This is a genomic window from Pseudomonas acericola (SeqCode) (assembly GCF_053456465.1).
In genome coordinates, this window is the sequence record NZ_JBRFJB010000003.1 from 719,820 (window position 1) to 744,294 (window position 24,475).

Genomic DNA, 24,475 nt, shown 5'->3' on the forward strand with positions numbered 1-24,475 from the left:
CTCAAGCTCCCAGCAGGCTTTGCCCGCACACCCGTACGACTTGTCCATTGACCCCGCCGGACGCCGGGTGCGCCAGCCAGGCGATCGTCTCGGCCACGTCAATCGGCTGCCCGCCCTGGTGCAACGAATTCATGCGCCGCCCCGCTTCGCGGATCATCAGCGGGATCTTCGCGGTCATCTGGGTTTCGATAAACCCCGGCGCCACCGCATTGACCGTGACCTGCTGCGCGGCTGCACGCGGAGCGAGGCCTTGCACCAGGCCAATCACCCCGGCCTTGGAGGTGGCGTAGTTGCTTTGCCCGAGGTTGCCGGCGATGCCGGAAATCGACGACACACAGACAATGCGCCCGCCGGGGTTGAGGCCCTGGCTGTCCAGCAACGCCTGGCTCAGGTGCAGGGGCGCTTCCAGGTTGACCGCCAACACACTGCGCCACGCGGCCTCGGTCATCTTGACGATGGTCTTGTCACGGGTGATCCCGGCGTTGTGGACCACCACGTCGAACGCGCCGTATTGACTGACATGGGCGTGCAACAGCGCGGCCGCATCGGTTGCGGTGATGTCCAACGGCAACGCCGAACCACCGACACTGGCCGCCGCTTGTTGCAGCGAATCCTGGGCCTGGGGCACATCCACGCACACCACATGGGCACCGTCGCGGGCCAGCACTTGGGCAATCGCCAGGCCGATGCCACGGGAAGCGCCGGTGACCAGCGCGCGGCGACCGGCAAAAGGCTTGTCCCAGTTGACTGCCACGTGGCCGTCCACGGGGTTTTCCACGCGCACCACTTGCCCAGAGACGTAGGCCGAACGGCGCGACAGAAAGAAGCGCAGGCTGCTGTCCAGGGCGTCTTCGGCCCCCGGTGCGACATAGAGCAATTGCACCGTGATCGCACGGCGCAGCTCCTTGGCCAGGGAGCGCACCAAGCCTTCGAGGGCGCGCTGGGCGATGGCCTGGGGCAAGTCCGCGCAGTCTTCCGGCGCGGTGCCAAGCACCACCACGCGGCCGTGTTGGCCCAGGCGTTTGCCGTTGGCGTGGAAGAATTCGTACAGCTCGTCCAGCTGTTGCAGGCTGCTCACGCCACTGGCGTCGTACACCGCACCCTGCACCTTGCCGGTGGACGGCGCCTTGAGCGTGGCCGCAGCGGCAGTGACCGTATCGGTGGCGCTGAACAGCTGTTGCACCTGCGCCGCCAGGCGCCCTGCCCCGGCGACGATCACCGGGTTGGCCAAGCCCTGCTGGCCACTGCGATGGCGCTGCAAGGGCAGCGGTTGCGGCAAGCCGATGGTTTGGGCCAGGCGGCGGCCCCAAGGGGAATTGACGAACGTTAGATAGCTGTCACTCATAGATAAACCCACTCACACACTGTCTTGACCTGTGAACCCGATCCCTGTGGGAGCTGGCTTGCCTGCGATAGCGGTGTGCCTGATACACCGCTATCGCAGGCAAGCCAGCTCCCACATTGACCGCGTTGCGGCTAATTGACCGAAGCGTTTTCGCCTTGGCTGCTGCGGCGCTTGGCCACCGGCTCCAGCGCCTGCTTGCGCTGCTGCAACGCCTCCAGCAAACCAAAGTCCTGCGGGAAGTCGTCCACCTGGATGGCGTGATCGGCGTATTCCACATAACGCGCCAGCAAGGCGTCTTCGTCGTCGCTGATCAGGTCCAGCGCCCGCGCTTTGACGCGCCAGCCGGTAAACGCGCTTGCCGAGATCGGCATCGGTTCGAGCAGGCCTTGCTTGATCGCCGGCTTGAGCCGCGCGTCGATCAATTCCACCTGCGGCAACAAGCGAAAGCCCAGTTCGCCGTAGGCCAATTTGTCGATTTCCGGGCGTGGAATGTAGGAATTGGCCAGCAGACGATCGCGGGTTTCGCCGGGGGTTTGCACCACATCCGCCACCTGCGCCAACAAGCGGTCCGACGGTTTGCGCCGGGGAATGCCCAACGGGAAACTCAAGCCGCGCACCACCGCCGCAGCGGCTGTGGACGGGTAGTTGTCGAGCACTTCGGCAAGGGCTTCATGGGCGCGCAGCAACGCGTCCTGCGCCGCCCAATGCACCAGCGGCAGGTCCGCCTGGGGCCGGCCATCGTCCTCGAACCGCTTGAGCACGCAGGACAGGATGTACAGCTGCGACAGCATATCCCCGAGGCGCCCGGTGATACTTTCCTTGCGCTTGAGGGCGCCGCCCAGCACGCCCATGGACACGTCCGAGATCAACGCCAGCACCACCGACAGACGATTGGCCTGGCGGTAGTAGGACGCCAGCGCCGGATCGGTCTTGGCCGGCGCGGCAATCAGCCGCCCACCCGTCAGCGCATGCACCGCCGCGCGTACGGTATTGGCCAGGACAAAACTCACATGGCCGAACATCGCGCTGTCAAAGTCTTCCAGCGACTGGCGCCGGTCCGGGTTGCGCGCCGCTTCCATCTCGCGGAACACGTAGGGATGGCAACGGATCAGGCCCTGGCCAAAGATGATCAGGCAGCGGGTCATGATGTTGGCGCCTTCCACCGTGATGGCGATGGGGCTTTGCTGGTAGGCGCGGGCGAGGAAGTTGTTCGGCCCCATGCAGATCCCCTTGCCGGCCACGATGTCCATGCCGTCGTTGACGATGATCCGCGCGCGCTCGGTGACGTGGTACTTGGCAATGGCCGAGATCACCGAGGGTTTTTCACCGGCATCCAGGGACGCCACCGAGACTTTGCGCACCGCATCGCACGCATACAAATGCCCGGCCATGCGCGCCAGTGGCGCCTGCACGCCTTCGAACTTGCCGATGGGCAGGCCGAACTGCTTGCGCATCGCCGCATACGCGGTGGTGCCGCGCACGGCGACCTTGCCCAGGCCGACGTTGGCCGACGGCAGGGAAATCGCCCGCCCGGCGGCCAGGCATTCCATCAGCATGCGCCAGCCATTGCCGACTTGTTCGCGGCCGCCGATCACCCACTCCAGTGGGATAAACACATCCTTGCCGGTGGTCGGGCCGTTCTGGAACACCGCATTCAACGGCCAGTGCCGGCGCCCGCTGTTGACCCCGGGGTGATCGGTGGGGATCAACGCACAGGTGATGCCCAGCGAACCGGCCGGGCCAAGCAAGCCGTCCGGGTCTTCGGCGCGGAACGCCAGGCCGAGCACCGTGGCAATCGGCCCGAGGGTGATGTAGCGCTTATCCCAGGTCACGCGGAAACCCAGCACTTCCTCGCCTTCATGGGTGCCTTTGCAGACGATGCCCAGGTCGGGGATTGCCCCGGCGTCGGAGCCGGCATAGGGGCTGGTCAGGGCGAAACAAGGGATGTCCTCACCCCGCGCCAGGCGTGGCAGGTAGTAGTTGCGCTGGGCGTCGGTGCCGTAATGCAAGAGCAACTCGGCCGGGCCCAGGGAGTTGGGCACCATCACCGAAATCGCCGCCGCCGAGCAGCGCGTGGACAGCTTCATCACCACTTGCGAGTGCGCATAGTGGGAGAAACCTTTGCCGCCGTACTGCTTGGGAATGATCATGCCGAGAAAGCCGGCGTCCTTGGTGTACTGCCAACCCTCGGGGGACATGTCCTGCCACACCTGGGTGGTTTCCCAGTCGTTGGCGATGTCGCACAGGGTTTCCACTTCGTTATCGAGGAAGGCTTGTTCTTCCGCGCTGAGGCTGGCGGGAGCGGCTTGCAGCAGGCGCTGCCAGTCGGGTTTGCCGCTGAACAGCTCGGCGTCCCACCACACGGTGCCGGACTCGATGGCGGCGCGCTCGGTGTCGGACATGGCAGGCATGATCGTGCGAAACAAGGCCAGCGCCTTGCTGGTCAACAGGCTGCGGCGCAGAGGCTTGATCGCCATCAGCAACGCGGGCGCCAGCACCAACAACGCTGCGACCGTGACACCCAAGCCTTCGACCACATTGAACAGGTAACCCACTGCCAGCCAAACCAGGCCAGCGCCCAGCCACAAGGTGGCCGCCGCTTGTCGATACGCCAGGGCAATCGCTGCTGCGACACCCGCCAATAACCAGATAACCATGGGGATACCTCTACTCGATTCAGGGTACGGCCTCGGTGCAACAGCCCGGAAAAGCTGCGGCGTAAAGCCACACTACAAACTCGCAAAGCATTTTTCAAATTTTGTTTTGAAATTTTTATTTAATGCTTTGGCAAAAAAAACAGCGGCTGAACGGGTCAGCCGGATCAATCAACACACAACACAGGAATGAGGATGAACCACGGGATAACGGCAGCAAGATGCGCTTGATGCCCTCTTCCATCATCCTCGATCAATCATCAGAACGCGTAGGTAGCCGACACACTCACCACATCGCCCGACGACTCGGCTTTACCGTCGAGGCTCGCGCCCCCCAGGCGGTCGACGTTCTTGGTCTTCAGCTTGACCTCCTGCACGAACTGGTGAGAGTACGCCACGTCAAGGCTCAAGCCCTTGATCGCCTTGACCTCGTAGCCCGCGCCCAATGACAGGAAGGTACGGTCGCCGTCTGGAATGCGTGGGTCACGGGTCGAGTTACGGGTTGGCGTCTGGTCAAGGGCCACGCCCGCGCGCAGGGTCAGCTCATCCGTGGCGCGGAAGTCGCCACCCACGGAGTACATCCAGGTGTCTTTGTAGTTGTAGGGAATGGAGACGATGGTGATATCGCCGGATTTGAGGGTCAGGTCCTTGAACGACGACCATTGAGTCCAGGCCACACTGGCGCCCAACGTGAAACGGTCGTTGAACTGGTGAACCCAGTCAAAGGCCGCCGTGGCAGGAATATCCAGTTGGGTGCTGGCATGCGCGCCATCCGGGAACAGCTTCAGCCCAGGATAGGCCTCTTCGACCAACGTGCCGCTACCACCAAACGGGCTGGGTTGGGTCATCAGGTTGTAGGAAAACTGATCGGCGTAAATGTTGTATTTGCCGGTCATCTTGTTCTTGATCTTGGCGTGATAATTCAAGCCCAGGGTGTCTTGCGGCGTCGGTTTCCAGACGATGCCGGTGAACCAGCCCGCCGAGATATTATCGACCTTGACCCGCATCAGCGCACCACCGACCCCTGCCGGGAAGTCGATGCCGCCCAGCAACTCGGACTGGGAATTGGAGGCTGCCGCCAGCAAGTCGATATTCTGGCTGACGAAGCCTTTGCTGTGCTGGACGATGACACCGCCACCAATCGAGAACTGGTCGTTCACTTTGAACGAAAGAGAACCGGTCAGGCCGACGGTTTCAATCTTGGTGTCTACCGCAAAATCCCGCAGTTTGGAGTCCGAATCCCAAGTTGAACGCATGCCTTGCGGCACCACCTGGCTCAAGCCGAACGCAAAGCGGTCACCCAGGGGCATCACCATGAAACCGGTGGGCAACCAGGCGGTGAACCCGCCTTCGCCGCCATTGTTGTTGTTCACCGTGGCCTCTGAGCCCGGGAACCCTTCATCCGTGACCGGCGTGTTGGTCACTGGGTTGCCAAGATAGTTGTTGGCCTCCCCTTTGTACTTGATCTTGATGCGCGCGTAATCGACGGTGAATTGCGCAACATTGTGCTCAACAAATGCCATGGCCGCCGGGTTGTTGTAGGCGGAACTGGGGTCGTTCTTGAACAGCGAACCACCACCAAACGCACGTCCCCAGCCCTGCGCACCATAGGTCGGTGTGGAGAAGCCACCGGCTTGCACCGGCGCGGCAACCAACACCCCTCCCATCAGCGCCAACCCCAGCAATACCTGTACCTGTTGTTTTTTATTATTCATGCGGCACTCCTTATTGTTATCTCACTGAACCGACCCCAGCCGGTTCGTCATGCTGCTTGGTTCGCCTGGTCAAAGGCGGTACTTCGAATAGCGGCGCCAGGATCCACCTCAAGGGTTGATCGTCAGCACCGGCGAAGGCTTGAAGGTCAACGCAGTGATCTTGCAAGTGGCATTCATCGTGTACGGGCTGGCCAGGTTGAAGGCGCTGCTGGCAGCGCTCCATTGCAGGCTCAAGGTGCTTGGCGTCGCGCAACTGTCGTAGGCCGCCTTCTCACTGAAACCGGCAAGCGTTGCCGTATTCGCGCTGGTGGGCAGCAGCGTCCAGGGCAAGTTGAGCGGTGCCGAATACGTGCACAGCAAATTGGTGCCGCTGACGGGGGTAAAGGTGGCGCCGGTAATGGTTGCGTGGCTGCCATCGGCGGCGACTTGGCCGGTCAGGGTGAGGTTGCAAGGAACCGGGGTCCACGCGAGCATCTTGACCGCTGTGGAAATCGAACCCGTGGTGGTAAATGCCGTTCCCGCTTGTGCAAACGTGGCCGCGGTTGCCATCGATGAGGTGAACACCACACCCAGGAGCAGTGCGGCGAAGGAAATTCGTGAGCTGACGCTTTGCATTGTCTCTGTCCTCAGACATTTTTATTTTTCAGCCGGCTCCGCCAGCGTCTGTTCGTAATCGCCGTGCATTGATCAGGGGATGATGGACGTGTTGGGAATGGCGACATTCAATGACGCCACGTTGCAATTACCCGGCAAGTACAGGTTGAGTCCCCAAACATTCACAACCCCGGCCCCATTGCCCAACCCCAACGGAAGCGTTGCGGGGCCGCAGCTAGAGACGGGAATCAGTGGAGGAAGTCCCGGAACGAAGAGTCCGACATTACTCACCGTGCCCCCCGTCAGAGAAGTCGGCGTTATCTTCCAAACTAAATTGTTCATCTGAATTCTTTGGCACAGCGCATCAGCGCCTGAGACTCTGATGTGCTGAATGTCGATCGCCGACCCATCCAGCCGTACACCACCGGTCAACTGGATATTGCAGTTGACCGCCGCACCAAAGGAGGACGGAGACTTCAACGTAATCGTGCCGGTTGGACTGGTGGTGAACTGCAAACCCGGGCTGCTGAACGTCGCGGCACTGGCGCCCAAAGGCACACTCACCCACAGCGCAAACAATCCTGCTCCTGCGAAGGCATGTAGTCTTTTCATCATCTTCCCTACCTGTCCGGTCAACCCAATCACCTATAAACAGGTGCCCCGTGAGAGGCACCTGCGTTGTTGCGGGTGATCAGCCCTTGTGACGGAGTGTCGCTATCACGGAACGATGGTTACGCCGGTAGCCGTTACATTCAGCGACTGCACGGTGCAACTGCCTGACAGTGGCTGGTTGGCAGCCGCCAGGGTGATGGACGACGCCGTAGACGCCAGGGTTACGTTGATCTGGGATGGGCCGCAGTTGGTGGCCGGGATCAGCGGTGGAGCACCAGTGATGGTGTAGCCGACGTTGGTTGCGGTGCCGGTGGTAGTGGTGACAGGCGTCAGCAGCCAAGGCAGGCCGGTAATGTTGGGCAGGTTGCACAGGGTGCTGGAGCCAGGGGAAATCGTTACGTTGGTGATATCGGCTTTACCATCGCTGCGAACAGTGCCTTGGAATACAGCCTTACAGGTCACGGCCCCACCAAATGACGACGGCGACTTCACCACGATGGTGCCAGTGGCATCCGTGGTAAACGTTTTGCCCGCTGGGCTGAACGACGCCGCATTGGCCATTGAGGCCGCACCCATGCAAACAGCCAAAGCAGTCAACGATACGAGGGTTTTCAAACTTTTCATTGTTGTTCCTCACATGTTATGGCGAAGTCATTTCGCCAGGGGGTAATGGCCATGAACGAGAGGTCACGGTGAAACACAGCAGAACTTCCCTTTCCAGCCAAATCTCAATTCGATTACCGCAACTACATCTGACGCTTATTCCACAACTTTGAAGTTGGGCGGCATCTTGATCGACACCGTCTTGATCTTGCAGTCTTCGCCAATCGGCACATTGCTGGCTTCCAACTTGCCGGTGGCGTTATCCCAAGTACCGTCGGCGGTGGAAGGCCCACACTTGCCGCCCAGGCCGAAGGCGTGCACGTCCACGCTGATCTTCGACATGGAACCGCTCTTGGTGTCTTTGGCGATCAACACCCACGGCAAGTTGATGGCTTCGACCCGGCTGCACTTGAGGCCGCCGTCGAACTCGACCTTGTCGACATTCACCGACGAACCATCCGCCGCGACCTTGCCGGCCACCTTGATGGTGCAGTCGGCGCTGATCAGCGCGCCCTTGGAAAAGCTGATGGGGCCCTGGGCGGTAAAGGCACTGCCGGCCGGCTCGATGCGCGCGGCCTGGGCCTGGTGATAGACGATCAGCCCCAATGCGGCCAATACGATGTGGGTGGTGAACTTGGCAGGTGCTTGCATGGTGTACGTCCTTCCCTTGAAATTATTTTTGTTAGGGTCAAACAACTTCTTGCAACTAACCGGGGAAAACCGTGGGCGATAAAAACCTGCGCGATACACAGATCCCGAGTACGCCCACTTACGTGTTAGTTCACATCAGAACGGCTTGGCACTGCCGCTGTACTTCTCCAGGTACTTCAAGCGTTGTGACGGCTGAAGATTGGTCAGGGTGATATCCCCGGCGTAATGATTCAACACTCGATGGTCCATGCGCCGGCGCCACAAGTAAGGCACGTAGGCCCAGACAATCATGCTCGCGTATCCATAGGGAAGTTGCGGCGACTCATCGAAGTGACGCAGCGACTGATAACTACGGGTTGGGTTGGCATGGTGATCGGAGTGCCGTTGCAATTGAAACAGGAAGATATTGGTGACAATCCGATTGCTGTTCCAGGAGTGCCGAGGCGAACAACGTTCATAACGACCATTGGGCAACTTCTGGCGTTTCAGGCCGTAGTGCTCGACGTAATTCACCACTTCCAGCAAGGAGAAACCGTAGATGCCCTGGATGATCAGGAACGGAATCACCGCCGCCCCCAGCCAGGCAATCATCGCGCCCCACAACACCACGCTGTACATCCAGGCGCTGAGCACGCCGTTCTGCCAGTGCCAGGCCGGCAAGCCGAGTTTGCGCAGGCGTTCACGCTCCAGGTTCCACGCCGAGCGGGCGCTGAACCACACCGAGCGCGGCAGGAAGGCCCAGAAGCTCTCGCCCAGACGCGAGCTGGCCGGGTCTTCCGGGGTGGCCACACGGACGTGATGGCCACGGTTGTGTTCGGTGTAGAAGTGCCCGTAGAACGTGGGCGCCAAGGTGACCTTGGCAAGGAACACTTCCAGTGCATTGGGCTTGTGCCCCAGTTCATGGGCGGTGTTGATGGCGATACCGGTGGCTGCGCCGGTGGACATGGCCATGCCCAGGTAGGTGAACCAGCTCGGTTCGCCATGCAATTGAGCGCGCGCAGTGATGTAACTGGCGGCGTGGGACAGCCAGCTGGAAGGGTCCAGTGTGGCAGCGGCTTGCAGCAGGCCGCCCTGGATGATCCATTCAATGCCGCCGGCGGCGAGCCAGCCGGTGATCACCACCGACGAGATCACAAACAGCACACCGGTGTAGACGATCCAGCGGTAGTAGCTTTGCGATTCCAGGTGGCTGACGGCGGATTCAGGCGGGTTGCTGACGTCTTCGCCGAGCAGGCCGTCGATCAGCGGGATCAGGCCGAAGATCACCAGTACACCGACCCACCACAGTTGCTGGATGCCCGTGGTAATGGCCAGCGCGCCGGACAACAGAGGGGTGGCCAGCGGCATGATGCCCAGCCACCACAGGTGGCGCTTGCCGTCGGTCCATACGCTTGGAGCTGCCAGGGTCTGATTCATGACAGGCTCCTTGGCAGGAGGGCAGAAAACAGGTTCGAGGAGCGCTGAATGCTCCCGGAAACCAACCATGCGATAAAAGACGTTTTTTTCATTTTTATTCGCTCTTAGGCATTTCAAAAATCATTTCAAAATATAAATTGAAATATTTTTTTAAATAAATAACGCGGAATCGGTAGGTCGTCAACTACTTTTTCGAGGCCTTTTTTACGTGACCGGGCAGTCTCTTTTTCAGCCGTTTGGTCAGGTCTCTAGAGCAAGCATTTGCGACAGCCCAACCCGCAACAGAGTCCACGCTTATTTGTTCGCCAGGGCGAACGGCGGGTGCAAAAGCGTCGCGCTGTGTGGTGCGCGCATCCGCTTGGCGACCTGCTGCACCACCTCCACCACACACGCGGTGGCGGTGATCGGCAGCATGTGGCCACGCCCTTCCACCAACTGCAGCTTCAGGCCCGGCACCCGATCGGCCAGGGCCTGGCCGTGTTGGCGAAAGTCCAGCAGTTGGTCGCGCGAGCCATAGATCAGGCCGATGGGCAGGGTCAGTTGCGGGTAGCGCTTGACCATCCCCGGCAAGTCATCATTGAGCGTATTGACCTCGGTGGAGGCCGCATAGAAGTTACCCGGCCGCATGCCAAGCAAGCCGCCGCCACGGGTGGCGAAGTCTGCCGGCGCCGGGTCGGGGGCAAACACGCCCTTGACCACTGCGCCTTTGGTCAGCAGCCCGATAGGCAGGGTCAACGTGTGCGCCATCCAGCGCCGCAACCACCCAGGGCGCACCGCCAGCGACAGGAACACCCACGGCAACCTGCGCTGGGGATGAGTCAGCGGCGCCACAAGGACCAAGCCGCCCACCGCCTCGGGATGATCAAGGGCCAACGCCAGGGAAATCGCGCCGCCGAGGGAATGCCCCAGCAACAGCGGTTTGTCCAGGTCAAGGGTCTTGATGAAGGCGGCAATTTGCCGGGCCTGGCCCGGCAGGTCGGCCTGGGTGCCAGCGTGACGCGTGGAATAACCCGAGCCTGGGCGATCCAGGGTGATCACCCGAAACTGCCCGGCCAACTGGCCGGACAAGGCATACGTCAGGTTGCGACTGCTGCCCATCAGCCCGTGAATCATCACCAGCGGCGGGCCCTTGCCCTCTTCTACATAATGAAAGCGCTCGCCCTCGACCTCGACGAAGCGCCCGTTGCTCGGTACCGCCGCTTCGATGCGTCGGGTCATCCGCGCACTGAAAGCCCACAGCAATGCACTCGCACCCACCCACACCGCCGCAGCAATAACCCATTCGACAGCCATAGCTCGGTCCTCTGCTTCCCTGCTGCTGGCGACCCGACCGGAATTGATCAAGGCCTCAGCCATCGCCCACACCCTGGACTCGGACTTCGTACATACCGTGCTCGTCCGTCGGACAAGTCGCACCTGTAGAACAAGGTCCTAGCGTAGGCGATATTTTCAGGTAGATTATTTAAAATCTTTTTTAAAATAATTAATTCATTTTTCCTTTGCAATGGTGTTCTATCTAAAACACACAACAAAAACAGGAGCACATGAGATGCCCATAGAGGACAGCCTATGAATGCCCACGACGATGCCATCGACATCGCCATCATCGGTTCCGGTTTTGCCGGCCTGTGCATGGCCATCAAGCTCAAGGAAGCCGGGCTCACCGACTTCCTGATTGCCGAACAGGCCGACACCCTCGGCGGCACCTGGCGCGACAACCACTACCCCGGTTGCGCCTGCGACGTGCAATCCCATGTGTATTCGTTTTCCTTTGCACCTAACCCGGATTGGACGCGGCAGTTCGCGCCGCAAGCCGAGATCCGCGCCTACCTGGAACAATGCGCACAGCGGTTTGAGCTGGCACCCTATCTGCGTTTTGGCATGGGCCTTGAGCGTGCAGTGTTCGATGAGCAGCAACAACGCTGGCAACTGCGCTTCAGCGGCGGCCGCCAGGTCAGTGCGCGGGTGTTGGTGTCGGGCATGGGTGGCCTGTCGCGCCCGGCGTTGCCGCTGATCCCGGGACTCGAGAATTTCAAGGGCAAGCGCTTCCACTCCCAGCAGTGGGACCACGACTATTCATTGAAAGGCAAACGCGTGGCCGTGATCGGCACCGGCGCCAGCGCCATCCAGTTCGTGCCGCAGATTGCACCGCAGGTGGCCCATCTGGACCTGTTCCAGCGCACGCCGCCGTGGATCATGCCCAAGCCGGACCGGGCGATTTCATCCGCTGAACGCTGGCTGTTCAAACACCTGCCGTTCACCCAACGCCTGGTGCGTGGCGCGTTCTACTGGGCCCTGGAAGGCCGGGTCGTGGGCTTTGCCTTGCACCCACGGCTGATGAAAATGGTGCAGAAGATCGCCCAGCGCCACCTGCACAAACAGGTCGCGCGCCCTTCCCTGCGCAAAACCCTGACGCCGGACTACACCATCGGCTGCAAGCGCGTGTTGATCTCCAACGATTACTACCCGGCATTGTCACGCAGCAACGTCGAAGTGGTCACCGACACCGTGCTGCGCATCGAAGCCGACGGCGTGGTCACCGCCAACGGCATCAAGCACCCGGCCGATTGCCTGATCTTCGGCACCGGTTTCCAGGCCGCCGACCCACTGCCCCGCGATTGCATCATCGGCCGCGATGGCATCGACCTGATGGACACCTGGCACGACGGCGCCCATGCCTACAAGGGCACCACGGTGCCGGGTTACCCGAACCTGTTCCTCATCGTCGGGCCCAACACCGGCCTGGGGCATAACTCGATGATTTTGATGATCGAGGCCCAGGTCACTTACATCCTCGACGCCATCCAGCAGATGCAGCGCCATCGCATCGCCACGGTGGAGGTCAAGCCTGCCGTGGAAGAAGCCTACAACCTGCACGTGCAGGCCAAGTTGCAGCGCACCATCTGGAACACCGGCGGTTGCCAGAGCTGGTACCTCGACCCGCGCACCGGCAAGAACACCACCCTGTGGCCCGGTTCGACCTGGCGCTTCAAGCAGGTCACCCGGCATTTTGCCCTCAAGGATTACGTGGCCCGCCTGCTGCCGATCCAGCCACCCCGCCCGGTCGCCGCGCCCCACGGCGCCGCCGAAAGGAGCCTGTCATGAAGTCCTTCAACGGTCGCGTCGCGGCCATCACCGGCGCGGCTTCCGGCATGGGCCGCGCACTCGCCCTGGCCCTGGCGCGGGAAGGTTGCCACCTGGCGCTGGCCGACAAAAACGGCCCGGGGCTGTTGCAGACCGTGGCAATCATCAAGGCGTCCACGCTGTCGCCGGTGATGATCACCACCCACACGGTGGACGTGTCCGACCGCGAGGCCGTGCACGCCTGGGCCACCGAGACCTTTGTGCAGCACGGCCAGGTCAACCTGATCTTCAACAATGCCGGGGTGGCGCTGTCGAGCACCGTGGAAGGCGTGGACTATGCCGACCTGGAATGGATCGTCGGCATCAATTTCTGGGGCGTGGTCCACGGCACCAAGGCGTTCCTGCCGTACTTGAAAGCCAGCGGCGACGGCCACGTAGTCAACACCTCCAGCGTGTTCGGCCTGTTTGCCCAGCCCGGCATGAGCGGCTACAACGCCACCAAGTTTGCGGTGCGCGGGTTTACCGAATCGCTGCGCCAGGAACTCGACCTGCAACGCTGCGGCGTGTCCGCGACCTGCGTGCACCCGGGCGGGATTCGTACCGATATCTGTCGCAGCAGCCGCATCGACGCGAACATGACCGGTTTTCTGATCCACAGCGAACAACAAGCCCGCGCCGACTTCGAAAAGCTGTTTATCACCGACGCCGACAAGGCGGCCAACGTGATCCTGCAAGGCGTGCGCCACAACAAGCGCCGCGTGCTGATCGGCCGTGATGCCTACTTTCTCGACCTGCTCGCGCGCTGCCTGCCGGCGGCCTATCAAGCGCTGGTGGTGCTGGCCAGCAAACGCATGGCGCCCAAGCCGCGCCCCCAGGTCTTGGAAACCAACGACGAGTCCCGTCTCTGAACAGGAGCACCTGCCATGTTGCCGATCCGTCGCGACCTCCACTTCACATTGCCCGCCGAACGCATCAAGGACTGGCATGAACAAGGGCCGTTCATCACGCATTTCTTCAACGCGCTGTCGCTGCTGTTTCCCCAGGGCGAGCTGTTTTTCATGGACAGCGTGCGTCACTACCGCGCGCAAATCATTGATCCTGAGCTGAAAAAACAGGTCCAGGGGTTTATCGGCCAGGAAGCCATGCACAGCCGCGAGCACGTGGCCTACAACGACTTGCTGCAAGCCGCGGGTCTGCCGGCGCACACCCTGGACCGGCGCCTCAAATTCATCCTCGATTGGCAGAAAAAACACTTCCCGTCGTCGTTCAACCTGGCCATCACCATAGCCCTGGAGCACTACACCGCGATGCTCGCGGAAATCCTGCTCAGCGACCCGTCGCGCTTTGGCGACTCACTCAAGGGTTACCAGCAGATGTGGTACTGGCATGCCCTCGAAGAAACCGAACACAAGGCCGTGGCCTTCGATGTGTGGAACCGCGTGATCAAGCCCGGGCCCAAGCGCTACTTGCTGCGCACCGGGACCATGTTGACCACCACGTTGTTCTTCTGGCTGGTGGTGTTTGATTTCCACCTGCGCCTGCTGATTGCCGACCGCAAGGCCGGCGGGCACCTCAAGGGCTTCTGGCGCATGCTGAAATTTCTGTATGGGCCACGGGGTGTATTCCCACGGATGTTTCGGCCGTGGCTGGATTACTTCCGGCCAGGCTTCCACCCTTGGGACCACGACAACCGCGCGCGCCTGGAGCGCATCGACGGTTTGGTCGAAGAAGTCGAACGCAGCTACCCCTCGACCTAAGCCTCGGCGATGGCCGCACGTTCGCGCACAAACCCTTGCAACTGATCGCCCGGCAGCGCCTTGCTGAAATACCAGCCCTGGATAAACAGCTCGCTGCCGGTATTCAAGAAGGCCAACTGCTCGGCGGTCTCCACCCCTTCGACCACTACGCCGAGGTTCAGCGCCTCACAGAAGCGCAACATGCCGGTCAGCACCTGGGCACCTTTGGGGTCGCATTGGGCGACCACAAAACTGCGGTCGATCTTGATGAAATCCACCGGAAACTGGTGCAGGTAACTCAGCGCGGAAAACCCGGTGCCAAAGTCATCGATGTACACCTTGGCGCCGATGGCCTGGAGTTTTTCGATGGTCTGGCGCGTGGCCTGGATATCACTCACCAGCGCGTCTTCGGTGATTTCCACCGACACCTGCCCGTGGGCCTGGGCCAGGATCTTCACCAGGCGATTGCCGTAGGCCGGGTCGGTCAAGGTGGCACTGGAGATATTGATGGTCATCGGCAGCGCGAACCCCAACGCCTGCCAATGTTGGTACTGACGCACGGCCTCGGACGCCACCCACACATCCACATCCGGCATCAGCCGCGCCTGCGCCAGCCACTGCAAGAACTCCCAGGGCGAATGCACCTTGCCTTGGCTGTCACGTGCGCGCATCAGTGCTTCGCAGCCGGTGCACAGGCCGGTCAGGGTCGACACTTGGGGTTGGTATTCGAGGTAGAACTCATAGTCGCTGATCTGCTGGATGCGGCTCAGTTCACTGGCCTGGCGCGCAATCGCCTTGTGGGACGCCAGCACCGGGTCGGCCTCCAGCAGGCGGCCTTTTTCTTCGAGGCCGCGAAAGGTCATGTCCAGCGAGCGCAGGTACACCGTGCCGCCCTCGGCCGGTTGGCGATGGATCGCCCGCACATAAGGCGCGTAGATCAGCGTGCCCACGCCCAGCAAGGCCAGTTGCAGCACCACCGCGGCGATATCGCCGTGCGTGCTGAGGTAGGCGTTGAACAGCACCGGCGAGGTGAACGGCACACTGACCACTGCCGGCGACACCCAGCCCAGTTGCACCACCGTCAACGCGGCCATCGTGTTAAACGCCGGCACCAGCAGAAACGGAATGAACAAGCGCGGGTTGAGGATGATCGGCAAGCCAAACAGCAGCACCTCGCTGACGTTGAACAACGACAGCGGCACACTGGCAATCGCCAGCAAGCGCATGGACTGGCTCTTCGAGAACAGCAGGATCGCCACCAGCAAACACAGGGCACCGCCCGAACCGCCGATAAACGCAAAACTGCCCAGCAGGCCGCTGTTGAGCGCGTACCGGATCGGCTCACCCGCCGCCAACGCTGCTGCATTGAGCACCACGGCGTGGTCAAGCACATCGAACAGCGGCTGCATGGCGTACACGCCGTGGATGCCGAAAAACCACAGCAGCGAATTCATCAGCGTCACAAACAGGCCACTGCCGTAGGGCGAATCCAGGGCTTCGAGCACTTGCGGGCCCTGTAACTGCGCCACATAGGGAATCTGCAACAGCAGCGACAACACCACCACCAGAGCCAGCGCCGTCATCGCACCGGGCAGCACCATATTAATGGTGCCGCGCAGGTTGTGGCCCACCAGGTCCTCGTTGACCAGCCGCGTCCAGCGGAAACGGTGCAACCAGGCAATCGCCGGCACATTAAGCAGCGGCGAGGCAATCGCGATAAACAGCACAAACGTGGCCGAGGCGCGCGGGTACTCACGCAGGATAAACGTGGCCACCACCACATGGGCCAGGCACAGGAACGCCACGGGCAGTTGGGGCAAGCGGTACTGGATCGCCAGCATGTAGCCAATCGACGCCGCCACCAGCAGCGGGATCACCGAGCTGATCTGGTTGTGCAACCCGGCCAGGAAACTCACCACCTGCGGATCGAACCCCAACACCCGGGCGCATTCAGACAAGATCAGAAACCCCGCCGACACCAACAGGCACGGCAGGATCCACAACAGCCCTTCGCGAATCGCGCGCAACGACTCGGTACTGGCCAAGGCAGCCAGACGCTGGGTAAAAAACAGCTTGAACAGCGTTTGCGCCATGACCGATCCCTCTGTCCATCGCGGGGCGAAAATACCGGCTAACGCTACACGTCCTGATGCCGGGAGTGAAAGGCTTTTGCCGCACCGGCGCAAATTATTCCCTACTCATTTGGAGCCATGGCGGTTGTCGAAGCCCCCCATTTGGCCCATCCTGCCGGATAGCTGTTGCCACCACCGGCAATGTTTCCCTCGAATGGAGTCGAGCCCCGAGCCTTGCTCCCGTCGTCTCCCCGACATCAAGGCGCCTGCTGATGCTGCGATTCCTTCCCGTTATGACCGGCGTATTCCTCAGCGCTGCCAGCCTGCTGACCCAAGCCGCCGACACCCCCTTCCCCGACGCCCAGGCCAGTGACCCGGCCCTGCTCAAGTGGATGGTCGGCGCACCGCCACCGGCCGACCGTACCCTGCGTTTTGAAGATGGCAGCTACTTTCGCTTCCCGGCGATGCGCTGGAGCGTGTCGAACTTTCGCCAATTGATGCCCACCGTCAACGTCTCGCGCGGGCTCGGCGCGCCGTCGCCCCTGACCCGCCAACTGGATGCACGGATCGACAGCCTTGCGGTGCTGCCGAGCGGCGCCAGCCAGGTCCTGAGCTGGCGCCAGACCCTGGACGCCACCTACACCGACGGCATCCTCGTGCTGCACCGTGGCAAGGTGGTGTATGAGCGCTACTTCGGTGTGCTCAAGGAAGACGGTCAACACGCTGCGATGTCGGTCACCAAGTCTGTGGTCGGCACTCTCGGCGCCATGTTGGTGGCAGACGGCACCCTCGATGCCAGCAAGCAGATCGTCGAGTACGTGCCGGAACTGGCCCACTCCGCCTTTGGCGGCGCGACCCTTCGCCAAGTGCTGGACATGACCACCGCGCTGGACTACAGCGAAGACTACGCCGACCCCAACGCCGAAGTCTGGGCCCACGCCCAGGCCGGCAACCCACTGCCCAAGCCCAAGGATTACACCGGTCCGCGCAGCTATTTCGAGTTCCTGCAGACCGTGCGCCAACGCGGTGAACATGGCCAGGCGTTTGGCTACAAGACCGTCAACACCGATGTGCTCGGCTGGGTGATTGCCCGCGCCACCGGGCGCAACGTCGCGCAATTGCTCAGCGAGCGCATCTGGAGCCGGCTGGGCAGCGAGCAGGATGCGTATTTCAGCGTGGATTCCATCGGCACACCGTTCGCCGGTGGCGGCTTTAACGCCGGGCTGCGCGACCTCGGCCGGTTTGGCGAAATGCTGCGCAACAACGGCCGCTTCAACGGCCAGCAAATCGTCCCCGAAACCGTGGTGAGCGATATCCGCCAAGGCGGTGATAAACGCGCATTTGCCAAGGCCGGCTATAGTCAATTGCAGGGTTGGAGTTATCGCTCCATGTGGTGGGTCACCCATAACCCGGACGGCGCCTTCATGGCCCGTGGCGTGCACGGCCAAAGCATCTACATCGACCCCAAGGCCGAAATGGTGATTGTGCGCTTCGCCTCCCATCCCATCGCGGGCAATGCCGCCAATGATGGGGTGACGTTGCCCGCCTATGCAGCCTTGGCGCAGTACTTGATGACAGCCCGCTAAACCTGAGCAGTACAACTAATTGGATTTTATGACCTGGCACAGTTCCCACACCGGCTCCAACCCGTAGTATCCGCGCAGGAAACCGCCGTCAGGGAGATGAGGTTCAACATGCACGACAAACCCTCAACGGGCGTACGCCCGCTGTTGCTCAACGTGTTGCTGTGGGTCGGTGGCGTTTCTTTGTTGTTGATGATCAAGGACACCGTGGAACAATTCACCGGGTCGCTGGGCAACAGCTCGATGGACCTGGTCACCGTGCTGATGGCATACCTGCTGCTGTTTTTGCTTGAGCCCATACGCAACGGCATCCAGCGGCGCCTACGCAAAAACGCCCGGCGCCGACATCGTAGCCGCGCTTGAAGCCCTATCTATTTGGAGTTGCGCATTGTCCGAACCCGGCGATAACCACCAGCGCGCGCTGGACCGTTTCTTGAACGAACATCCTGATGTCGTCACGCAACTCGACACCCTCAACCCCCTCGCCGCCCAGGCCAAGGGCGAAACCCTGGCGCAATACCGCGCCGAACGCCTGCACGAAGCCTTCGAAGCCGAAGCTGAACGCCTGGGCCTGTTCGCCTGGGAGTTGACGCTCAAGCTGACGACGGAGTCGTCCGAAGCCTTTGAGACCCAACGCCTGGAGGTGCATAAAGAGGTGGCGCAAATGGCCGGGTTGAGTTGGCCAGAGTATTGCCAACTGCACGACCTGGCCAACTGAGCCATTGGCTACAAGTACCAGCGTCTAGGGTCGCGGGCCAACGCTTCACGCAATTCGGCGACGCTGATGGCGCGGCGCTCCGGGTCCACGGCCAACGCGGTCTTGAGTGCCGGCCAGCATTGCCTGGGGAGTCTGCGCGGCTTGAGGGGCTGACGCTCGTCAGGGCGCCCGCCCTCAGCCAATTCGTACAGCATGCACGCGACGCCGTAGAGATCCGCCGCCGGGGTCAGTGCACCACCGTCAGCCAATTCCGGCGCGGCGTACGCGGGTGTCCACGCGTTGAAACAGCTGCGACTCAACTGCGGCAACCCTTCACCCTGGCCCAAGCCAAAGTCGAACAAGCGGATGCCCGCCTCGCCCACCATCACATTGCCCGGCTTCAAGTCACCGTGCAGCACGCCCTGCCCATGGGCGTACGCCAGCGCGTCGAGCACCTGCACCGCCATCGGCTGCAACTGCGGCCAGGGCAAGCCGCCGGGGCATTCCAGCAACAACCGGTCCAAGGTCAAGCCTTGCAGCCACTCCATGGTGAAAAAGGCCAGTTGGCGGGTGGTATCGACCTCAAAGGCAAACACCCGCACGATCCGCTCATGGCGCAGGCGGCGGGTCACGGCAAACTCGCTGTACAACAACACATGGGCGTCACTGGACTGGGCAAGGCCGTCACCCACCACCTTCAACGCCACCCGCGAACAGGGCTCGCCAAATTGCTCGTGCAGCAAGTCGCGGGCGCGGTACACCACGCCCATGCCACCCGTGCCGAGCACCCGTTCAAGGTGATAACGCCCGGCAAGCAGGCCGGGTGCAATCTTCACCTCAGTCATGGCTGATCACCACGGCCGTCAAGTCATCCCGTGCGGGCCCGCGCAACACCAGGGCAAACAAGCGCTCCACCCTCTGCTGCGCCGTGCCCAGGCTCAAGGCACCGCCCAATTCCCGGTGGCTGAGCGCCTGGTACAGGCCGTCGCTGCACAGCAGGAACACGTCGCCGGGGCGCGTGTCGAGTTCGAGCACCTCCACGCTCAACGGCGCGCGACCACCGACCGCGCGGGTCAACGCCCGGGCGTCCGGGTGGGCCTGTGCCTGCTCGCGGCTCAACTGCTGCTCGGCCATCAGCCGCTCAAGCAGAGAATGATCCCGCGACAACTGGTAAAGACACTGCCCGCGCCATAGGTAACAACGGCTGTCTCCCGCCCACACGCAGGCAGCGCGATGCCCCTCCAACAGCAACGCCACCACCGTGCTGCCGATCGTGCCATACCGGCCTTCAAGGCCCAGGCGCCGATCCAGCCGTTGCAGACATTGGCGCAGCGCCGCGACCCGCTGGTCCAGCGTGCCTTGCAAGTGCAACGCGGCCAAGTTGGCAATCACCGCTTGGCTGGCGACATCGCCCGCGCGATGCCCACCCATGCCGTCCGCCACCGCCCAGCAGCCGTCCTGCGGGCGATCCAGAAAGGCATCCTCATTGCGTGCGCGCAGCTTGCCACGCTGGGTCCGCCCGGCACTGTGCCAGAGCGCGGGGTTCATAACTGCTCCGGCAAACGGAACGTGCGCCACTCCGCCAACGGGAACGGGCTGGGCGTGCGTTGGCTGGTCAGTAGGAAGTTGGCGCGCAAGCCGGCCAGGTCGGCCTTGAGCACATGCCCATCGCGACCACTGGCCAGCTCGCTCTGCAACAGATCAACCAGGCGAAACCACGACCAGGCACCGGTGTTTTTTTCCAAGCCCAATGGCCGCTCCGCGCCCCGTTCCAGCACCAGGCTGCTACGACCGTTTCCGGCCTCCTCAGGCCATTGGAACACCATCGGCACGATGGGCCCGTGGCGGTATTCCAACTGGCGCTCACCGATGCGCAACACGGCCCGGCTGACCGCCTGATCCAGGCTGTAGGGCGCCAAGGTAAACCGCACCTGCAAGTCGCCCCCGCCATCGGTGAAAAAACTGCGGCGGATAAGCTGGGCTTTGCTCAGTTGGTCGAGCACGCCGCGTGACATCGGCAGGCTGCGCCCGTCCAGGCTGCGCAGGCGATAACGCGCACCCTCGGCGCTGACGAAGGGCCGCAAGTAACTGTCGTAGAAACGCGCCATGACGCCCTGCGGCTTGAAGAACCCCTGGAAATCGCTAAGGGCCACATCGCTGGCGGCATGGGCATTGAACGGGTAACGCTGGCGGATCGCCTGGGCGTAAACCCCGTAGACCTCGCTTTGATAACGCTGATTGACGTGCACGTAGGCGTCCTCGAGCAAATGCTGCCAGCTGTCGTCGGCCATGCCCTCAAACAGACCCGACAGCGGCAGCGGCAAGCGCGCGGCGACATCGCGCAGATTACCCAACACGTCCGGCTGCCCGTCCATGCGCCGCTTGACCCGCAGGAACGCGGCCTGCCCCGCCGATCCGTCGCGGTTCAAGGCCACCAGTTGCAGGTGGAGTTCGTCGAGCACGGCCAATGCACGGGTCAGCTCGGCGCCGGGGTTCTGCTGCTCATCCAATAATTGGTGCAGCGGCTCGAAGCGCCGTTGCAACGTGCGCCGGGGGGAATCTTCGGCCAGCGGCAATGGGCCTGCCAGCAGGGTATTTTCCCGCACCTGCTGCAACAGCAATACCAGGGGCGAGCGGGCCGAGGTCAAGCTCGCCAGGCGTGCGGCGTCCTGTTTCAGGTCGTCGCTCGGCACCCGCCTGAGCTGGCCCAGGGCGCTGCTCCAGACTTCGGCGTACTCGCTGAAATAACGCTGCTCCAACGCCAGTATCAACCGGCGCAGCTCCAGTGCACTGAGGTCGGCGCTCTCGCCCAGCACCCAGTTGTCCTGCGCAATGGCATTCACCAGCCTGGGCCCTTGGGCCTCCAAATACTGCAAGAAGCGCTTGGTGTAAAAGCCGGGAATGGGCGGATCGGCAGCCACCAGCGCCGCGCCCTCGGCCAGGCGCAAGGGTTCCAGATCACGCGCCTGTTCACGCAGCACCCGGTAGACCACGTCGGCCAACGATTCACCGCGCAACACCTGGCGTGCCTGGGCCACCAATGCATCATTGAGCGGCGCCGCGAACGGCAGCGCCAGCAGCCGCGCCACGTGTGCATTCAGACGTTCCTGCACCGCGGCCGCACCGGCATAACGTGCGGACCAGGCTTGTGCGACGCGCTCGGCCAGCCAGCGGTTCTCTCGCCGTTCGCGCAGCGTCAGCATCAGATACGCACGCAGGGGGTCCAGCAACCGCTCGCGGTCTGCCAGGCTGCCCTGCACCTGCTCCTCCAGCAGCGCGACGACGACCGGCAGAAACTGCTGCTGCAAGGCGCGCTCATAGGCACTCGCCAACACCGGCGCACTCAGGTCGCCCTGATACAGGCCCGCACGTTCCCAAAGTCGCGCATCGCCCTTGGCCGGGAACACCTGGGTGGCGGCCAAGCGTCGGTCCAATTGCGCCAGGACAACCAGGGTGCTGTCGGTCTCTGTCGCAACGGCTGTGCGCTCGTGCGCCAACTCAACCAGTTGCCCAAGGCGCTGATGATTGACCGTGTAACTGTGGGTCCACAGGACCGCGCCCGCCCCCAGCAGCAACAACGCCGCCACGCTCAACCCGGCATGACGCCAACGCAGGCGCTGGCGTTCCTGGGCATGCAGGCCGGCGAGGTCGGCTTCGGCAAGGATGACCTGGCGGAACAGCCCTGACACGAAGTGCGCCCGTGCGTCGCCCGCGCAGGTCAGGTAAAAGCCGCGCAAGCCGTTGAGGCACGTGGCACGATCGGCACGGAACGCCGTCTCGATGAACGGGCACAAACGCTCGCCCATCTGCGCCGCCTGTGTCGGCAAGTCCAACATGCGCGCACGGCGCTCCACGTTGCGCTCCTGATGCAAACGTGTGATCAGTTCAGCGCTCAAGCGTTGCAGCAGGGCCTCGAAGGCCTGGCGCACCTGGGCCATCTCGGTCCCCGCTGCGTCAGCGGTCAACGGCTCCCCCAGCACGCCGACGCTCGCTTGCGCCTCGGGTGAATCGAAATACTCGGCAAACCCCGGCAACTGGTCCGCGTGGGTCAGGACCAGATAGAGGGGCACATCCACATGCAGCGTCTGCCGGATTTCCTGCACCCGCCCATGCACCTGGCGGGCATGCAGTTCCAGATCGTGTTCGTTGCTGGCGAGCAAGGTCTGCACCGACAACGTCACCACCACGCCGTTCAACGGGCTGGCCCTGCGCCGCGCCCTGAGCAGGCCCAGCAACGTCGCCCAGCCCGACGCGTCGGGCGTACCGTTCGGTTGGGACAGGTAACGGCCTGGCGTGTCGATCAACACCGCCTTGTCGGCAAAATACCAATCGCAGAGAGCACTGCGGCCGGCTGGCGTTGCATCGCTGCGATCAAGGGGCGCGTGCAACCCGTTCGCCGCCAGCAGGCTGGTTTTTCCGCTGCCCTCCTCGCCGATCAGCACATACCACGGCAGCTCATGGCGCCAACGCTTGCGGTGGTTGCCGTAGCGAGGTGTCGTCGCCAGCGCCTGCTCGGCTTCCTTGAAGCGCGCGTGTACGTGCCGCCGCTCGTCGTCGAGTCGGCCTTTGTGTACGTTGCGGGCCTGGTTTTCAGGCGTGTTCGACGCGACCACGCGACGCCCACCCAGCCAGGCCATCGCCAGCCCCCACAGCAGGAACAGGCTGCTGATCGTCAATAACCGTGCGGTCGCGCCCTGCCAGAAGCGATAGTCATCCACCGCCAGCAACGGCCCGAAACACCACACCAGGCCGGCACTCGACAGCACCAGCAACAGGCTCCATACCCAAACCCGGCGCAGCACGGTACCCGCGCCCTTGAAGAATGCGTTCATTCATTGCTCCCTGCGTTACAAGGGCGTCCGAGTCAGTTCCGGCGCCATAGGATGAAAGGGTTCCAGCGCCTGCACGCGCTCGTTGCCCAGGACCCAGGCAAACCCCGCGTACAGGGCCAACAGGCACGCCAGGACACACGCCGCCAACCATGGAGTGGAAAGCACGCGCAAGCGCCGGTTGCGCCTGCGCAGCGCAAGCGTTGGCGGCGACGGCGGTGGGTCGCCGCGCACATGGCGGATCTGTCGATACAGGCCATCGCGCACGGCGTCGAGCTGCACCACACCGCGTTCCACCACGCGGTATTTGCCTTCGAAGCCAAGCGCCAGGCACAGGTACATCAGCTCCAGCATCGCCACGTGCTTGATCGGGTCGCGGGACAGGCGCTCCAGCAAGGTGAAAAATTTTTCGCCGCCGAAGGTTTCATGGTGAAAGCGGCTCAACAGGCTGATCTTCGACCAGTCACCGTGACTGTCCCAATGCGCGGTGACCACCGTCTCATCCAGCACCGCACACAACACATAGCCTGCCGTGTCGACCTCGGCGCTCTCAACACCGTCATGCAAGGCGCGGAGCTCGAACTGCGTGATCGCCGACACCAGGCGCTCATTCAGCGCGCCCAGGCTCTCGCGGCCGACTCGGCCCTTGAGCTGCGCGACCTCGGCCAATACGGCCCAGGCCGCCGCTACCAGCGGATTGAGGCCTACGTTGAAGCGATGCGCTCCGGGCAAGCGGGCGGCGTAGATCATCCGGTCGGCCAACTGCTCGAAACGCGGTGGCGATGGGTGGTCCGTGATGGCCCGCTGTGCCGGCGCATGGCCATCGCGGTCAAGCAGGATGGTTTTTTCATCCGCTGGGTATTCGGTATCCATGGTCATGGCGT

General features: G+C 62.5%; 20 protein-coding genes. 6 read left to right on the forward strand and 14 right to left on the reverse strand.

Features of this window, described 5'->3' with window-relative positions; genetic code table 11:
* Position 1: 1 nt before the first annotated feature.
* The 9 genes from ACU688_RS15330 to ACU688_RS15370 form a co-directional block, all read right to left on the reverse strand.
* Positions 2–1,345: a 3-oxoacyl-ACP reductase gene (locus ACU688_RS15330; RefSeq protein WP_448185426.1), complete on the reverse strand. Its 1,344-nt coding sequence runs from the start codon at positions 1,343–1,345 to the stop codon at positions 2–4.
* Between the two features lie 131 nt (positions 1,346–1,476).
* Positions 1,477–4,002, reverse strand: coding sequence for an acyl-CoA dehydrogenase (locus tag ACU688_RS15335; RefSeq protein ID WP_448185427.1), 2,526 nt, complete (start codon positions 4,000–4,002; stop codon positions 1,477–1,479).
* A gap of 257 nt (positions 4,003–4,259) precedes the next feature.
* Positions 4,260–5,714 carry an outer membrane protein transport protein gene (locus ACU688_RS15340; RefSeq protein ID WP_448185428.1) on the reverse strand — a complete coding sequence of 485 codons (1,455 nt, stop codon included), beginning with the start codon at positions 5,712–5,714 and terminating at the stop codon, positions 4,260–4,262.
* 108 nt (positions 5,715–5,822) lie between these two features.
* Positions 5,823–6,329 carry a PraA/PraB family alkane oxidation protein activator gene (locus ACU688_RS15345; protein WP_448185429.1) on the reverse strand — a complete coding sequence of 169 codons (507 nt, stop codon included), beginning with the start codon at positions 6,327–6,329 and terminating at the stop codon, positions 5,823–5,825.
* 72 nt (positions 6,330–6,401) lie between these two features.
* On the reverse strand, positions 6,402–6,923 hold the full coding sequence (praB, locus tag ACU688_RS15350; RefSeq protein WP_448185430.1) for an alkane oxidation protein activator PraB: 522 nt from the start codon (positions 6,921–6,923) through the stop codon (positions 6,402–6,404).
* Positions 6,924–7,025: 102 nt separating this feature from the next.
* The gene (gene praB / locus ACU688_RS15355) at positions 7,026–7,544 is read right to left on the reverse strand and encodes an alkane oxidation protein activator PraB (protein WP_448185431.1); all 519 of its coding nucleotides are present in this window, start codon (positions 7,542–7,544) and stop codon (positions 7,026–7,028) included.
* Positions 7,545–7,679: 135 nt separating this feature from the next.
* Positions 7,680–8,174, reverse strand: a complete 495-nt coding sequence (praA, locus tag ACU688_RS15360; RefSeq protein WP_017739150.1) for an alkane oxidation protein activator PraA — start codon at positions 8,172–8,174, stop codon at positions 7,680–7,682.
* A gap of 135 nt (positions 8,175–8,309) precedes the next feature.
* Positions 8,310–9,590, reverse strand: a complete 1,281-nt coding sequence (locus tag ACU688_RS15365; RefSeq protein WP_448185432.1) for an alkane 1-monooxygenase — start codon at positions 9,588–9,590, stop codon at positions 8,310–8,312.
* Positions 9,591–9,884: 294 nt separating this feature from the next.
* A complete protein-coding gene (locus ACU688_RS15370) occupies positions 9,885–10,946 on the reverse strand; it encodes an alpha/beta fold hydrolase (RefSeq protein ID WP_448185433.1) in 1,062 nt (353 codons plus the stop codon).
* 213 nt (positions 10,947–11,159) lie between these two features.
* On the opposite strand from ACU688_RS15370, the gene ACU688_RS15375 reads away from it, so the two are divergent.
* The 3 genes from ACU688_RS15375 to ACU688_RS15385 are packed head-to-tail and all read left to right on the forward strand — an operon-like array spanning position 11,160 to position 14,431.
* On the forward strand, positions 11,160–12,695 hold the full coding sequence (locus ACU688_RS15375) for a flavin-containing monooxygenase (protein ID WP_448185434.1): 1,536 nt from the start codon (positions 11,160–11,162) through the stop codon (positions 12,693–12,695).
* Positions 12,692–13,582: an SDR family NAD(P)-dependent oxidoreductase gene (locus ACU688_RS15380; RefSeq protein ID WP_448185435.1), complete on the forward strand. Its 891-nt coding sequence runs from the start codon at positions 12,692–12,694 to the stop codon at positions 13,580–13,582. The genes ACU688_RS15375 and ACU688_RS15380 overlap by 4 nt, the downstream gene beginning before the upstream one ends.
* Before the next feature lie 15 nt (positions 13,583–13,597).
* Positions 13,598–14,431, forward strand: coding sequence for a metal-dependent hydrolase (locus ACU688_RS15385; RefSeq protein ID WP_448185436.1), 834 nt, complete (start codon positions 13,598–13,600; stop codon positions 14,429–14,431).
* On the opposite strand, the gene ACU688_RS15390 is transcribed toward ACU688_RS15385, so the two are convergent.
* Complete coding sequence (locus ACU688_RS15390; RefSeq protein ID WP_448185437.1) at positions 14,428–16,503, reverse strand: EAL domain-containing protein; 2,076 nt, start codon at positions 16,501–16,503, stop codon at positions 14,428–14,430. The two genes, ACU688_RS15385 and ACU688_RS15390, sit on opposite strands and share 4 nt — an antisense overlap.
* 251 nt (positions 16,504–16,754) lie before the next feature.
* On the opposite strand from ACU688_RS15390, the gene ACU688_RS15395 reads away from it, so the two are divergent.
* The 3 genes from ACU688_RS15395 (at position 16,755) to ACU688_RS15405 (ending at position 18,783) form a co-directional block, all read left to right on the forward strand.
* Positions 16,755–18,068, forward strand: coding sequence for a serine hydrolase domain-containing protein (locus ACU688_RS15395; RefSeq protein ID WP_448185438.1), 1,314 nt, complete (start codon positions 16,755–16,757; stop codon positions 18,066–18,068).
* A 108-nt stretch (positions 18,069–18,176) separates the two neighbouring features.
* Entirely contained in the window at positions 18,177–18,428 is a 252-nt protein-coding gene (locus ACU688_RS15400) for a hypothetical protein (RefSeq protein ID WP_448185439.1), read from the forward strand.
* A 25-nt stretch (positions 18,429–18,453) separates the two neighbouring features.
* On the forward strand, positions 18,454–18,783 hold the full coding sequence (locus ACU688_RS15405) for a DUF6388 family protein (RefSeq protein WP_448185440.1): 330 nt from the start codon (positions 18,454–18,456) through the stop codon (positions 18,781–18,783).
* Positions 18,784–18,791: 8 nt separating this feature from the next.
* Here ACU688_RS15405 and ACU688_RS15410 read toward each other — a convergent pair whose 3' ends face one another.
* Genes ACU688_RS15410 through icmH form a run of 4 tightly spaced genes read right to left on the reverse strand, consistent with a single transcriptional unit; the run spans position 18,792 to position 24,470 of the window.
* A complete protein-coding gene (locus ACU688_RS15410) occupies positions 18,792–19,607 on the reverse strand; it encodes a serine/threonine-protein kinase (protein WP_448185441.1) in 816 nt (271 codons plus the stop codon).
* A complete protein-coding gene (locus ACU688_RS15415) occupies positions 19,600–20,310 on the reverse strand; it encodes a PP2C family protein-serine/threonine phosphatase (protein WP_448185442.1) in 711 nt (236 codons plus the stop codon). Before ACU688_RS15415 ends, ACU688_RS15410 begins: the two co-directional genes overlap by 8 nt.
* Entirely contained in the window at positions 20,307–23,594 is a 3,288-nt protein-coding gene (locus ACU688_RS15420) for an ImcF-related family protein (protein ID WP_448185443.1), read from the reverse strand. Before ACU688_RS15420 ends, ACU688_RS15415 begins: the two co-directional genes overlap by 4 nt.
* 15 nt (positions 23,595–23,609) lie before the next feature.
* Positions 23,610–24,470, reverse strand: a complete 861-nt coding sequence (gene icmH, locus ACU688_RS15425) for a type IVB secretion system protein IcmH/DotU (RefSeq protein ID WP_448185444.1) — start codon at positions 24,468–24,470, stop codon at positions 23,610–23,612.
* Between the last annotated feature and the right edge of the window lie 5 nt (positions 24,471–24,475).

Excerpts from the sequence above, each read along its gene's own strand:
- ACU688_RS15380 (WP_448185435.1), top strand. The coding sequence starts at position 12,692 with ATGAAGTCCTTCAACGGTCGCGTCGCGGCCATCACCGGCGCGGCTTCC.
- ACU688_RS15335 (WP_448185427.1), bottom strand. The coding sequence starts at position 4,002 with ATGGTTATCTGGTTATTGGCGGGTGTCGCAGCAGCGATTGCCCTGGCG.
- ACU688_RS15340 (WP_448185428.1), bottom strand. The coding sequence starts at position 5,714 with ATGAATAATAAAAAACAACAGGTACAGGTATTGCTGGGGTTGGCGCTG.
- praB (WP_448185430.1), bottom strand. The coding sequence starts at position 6,923 with ATGATGAAAAGACTACATGCCTTCGCAGGAGCAGGATTGTTTGCGCTG.
- ACU688_RS15415 (WP_448185442.1), bottom strand. The coding sequence starts at position 20,310 with ATGAACCCCGCGCTCTGGCACAGTGCCGGGCGGACCCAGCGTGGCAAG.
- ACU688_RS15395 (WP_448185438.1), top strand. The coding sequence starts at position 16,755 with ATGCTGCGATTCCTTCCCGTTATGACCGGCGTATTCCTCAGCGCTGCC.
- ACU688_RS15420 (WP_448185443.1), bottom strand. The coding sequence starts at position 23,594 with ATGAACGCATTCTTCAAGGGCGCGGGTACCGTGCTGCGCCGGGTTTGG.
- ACU688_RS15365 (WP_448185432.1), bottom strand. The coding sequence starts at position 9,590 with ATGAATCAGACCCTGGCAGCTCCAAGCGTATGGACCGACGGCAAGCGC.
- icmH (WP_448185444.1), bottom strand. The coding sequence starts at position 24,470 with ATGACCATGGATACCGAATACCCAGCGGATGAAAAAACCATCCTGCTT.
- ACU688_RS15375 (WP_448185434.1), top strand. The coding sequence starts at position 11,160 with ATGAATGCCCACGACGATGCCATCGACATCGCCATCATCGGTTCCGGT.
- ACU688_RS15370 (WP_448185433.1), bottom strand. The coding sequence starts at position 10,946 with ATGGCTGAGGCCTTGATCAATTCCGGTCGGGTCGCCAGCAGCAGGGAA.
- ACU688_RS15400 (WP_448185439.1), top strand. The coding sequence starts at position 18,177 with ATGCACGACAAACCCTCAACGGGCGTACGCCCGCTGTTGCTCAACGTG.
- ACU688_RS15385 (WP_448185436.1), top strand. The coding sequence starts at position 13,598 with ATGTTGCCGATCCGTCGCGACCTCCACTTCACATTGCCCGCCGAACGC.
- ACU688_RS15410 (WP_448185441.1), bottom strand. The coding sequence starts at position 19,607 with ATGACTGAGGTGAAGATTGCACCCGGCCTGCTTGCCGGGCGTTATCAC.
- praB (WP_448185431.1), bottom strand. The coding sequence starts at position 7,544 with ATGAAAAGTTTGAAAACCCTCGTATCGTTGACTGCTTTGGCTGTTTGC.
- ACU688_RS15330 (WP_448185426.1), bottom strand. The coding sequence starts at position 1,345 with ATGAGTGACAGCTATCTAACGTTCGTCAATTCCCCTTGGGGCCGCCGC.
- ACU688_RS15345 (WP_448185429.1), bottom strand. The coding sequence starts at position 6,329 with ATGCAAAGCGTCAGCTCACGAATTTCCTTCGCCGCACTGCTCCTGGGT.
- praA (WP_017739150.1), bottom strand. The coding sequence starts at position 8,174 with ATGCAAGCACCTGCCAAGTTCACCACCCACATCGTATTGGCCGCATTG.
- ACU688_RS15390 (WP_448185437.1), bottom strand. The coding sequence starts at position 16,503 with ATGGCGCAAACGCTGTTCAAGCTGTTTTTTACCCAGCGTCTGGCTGCC.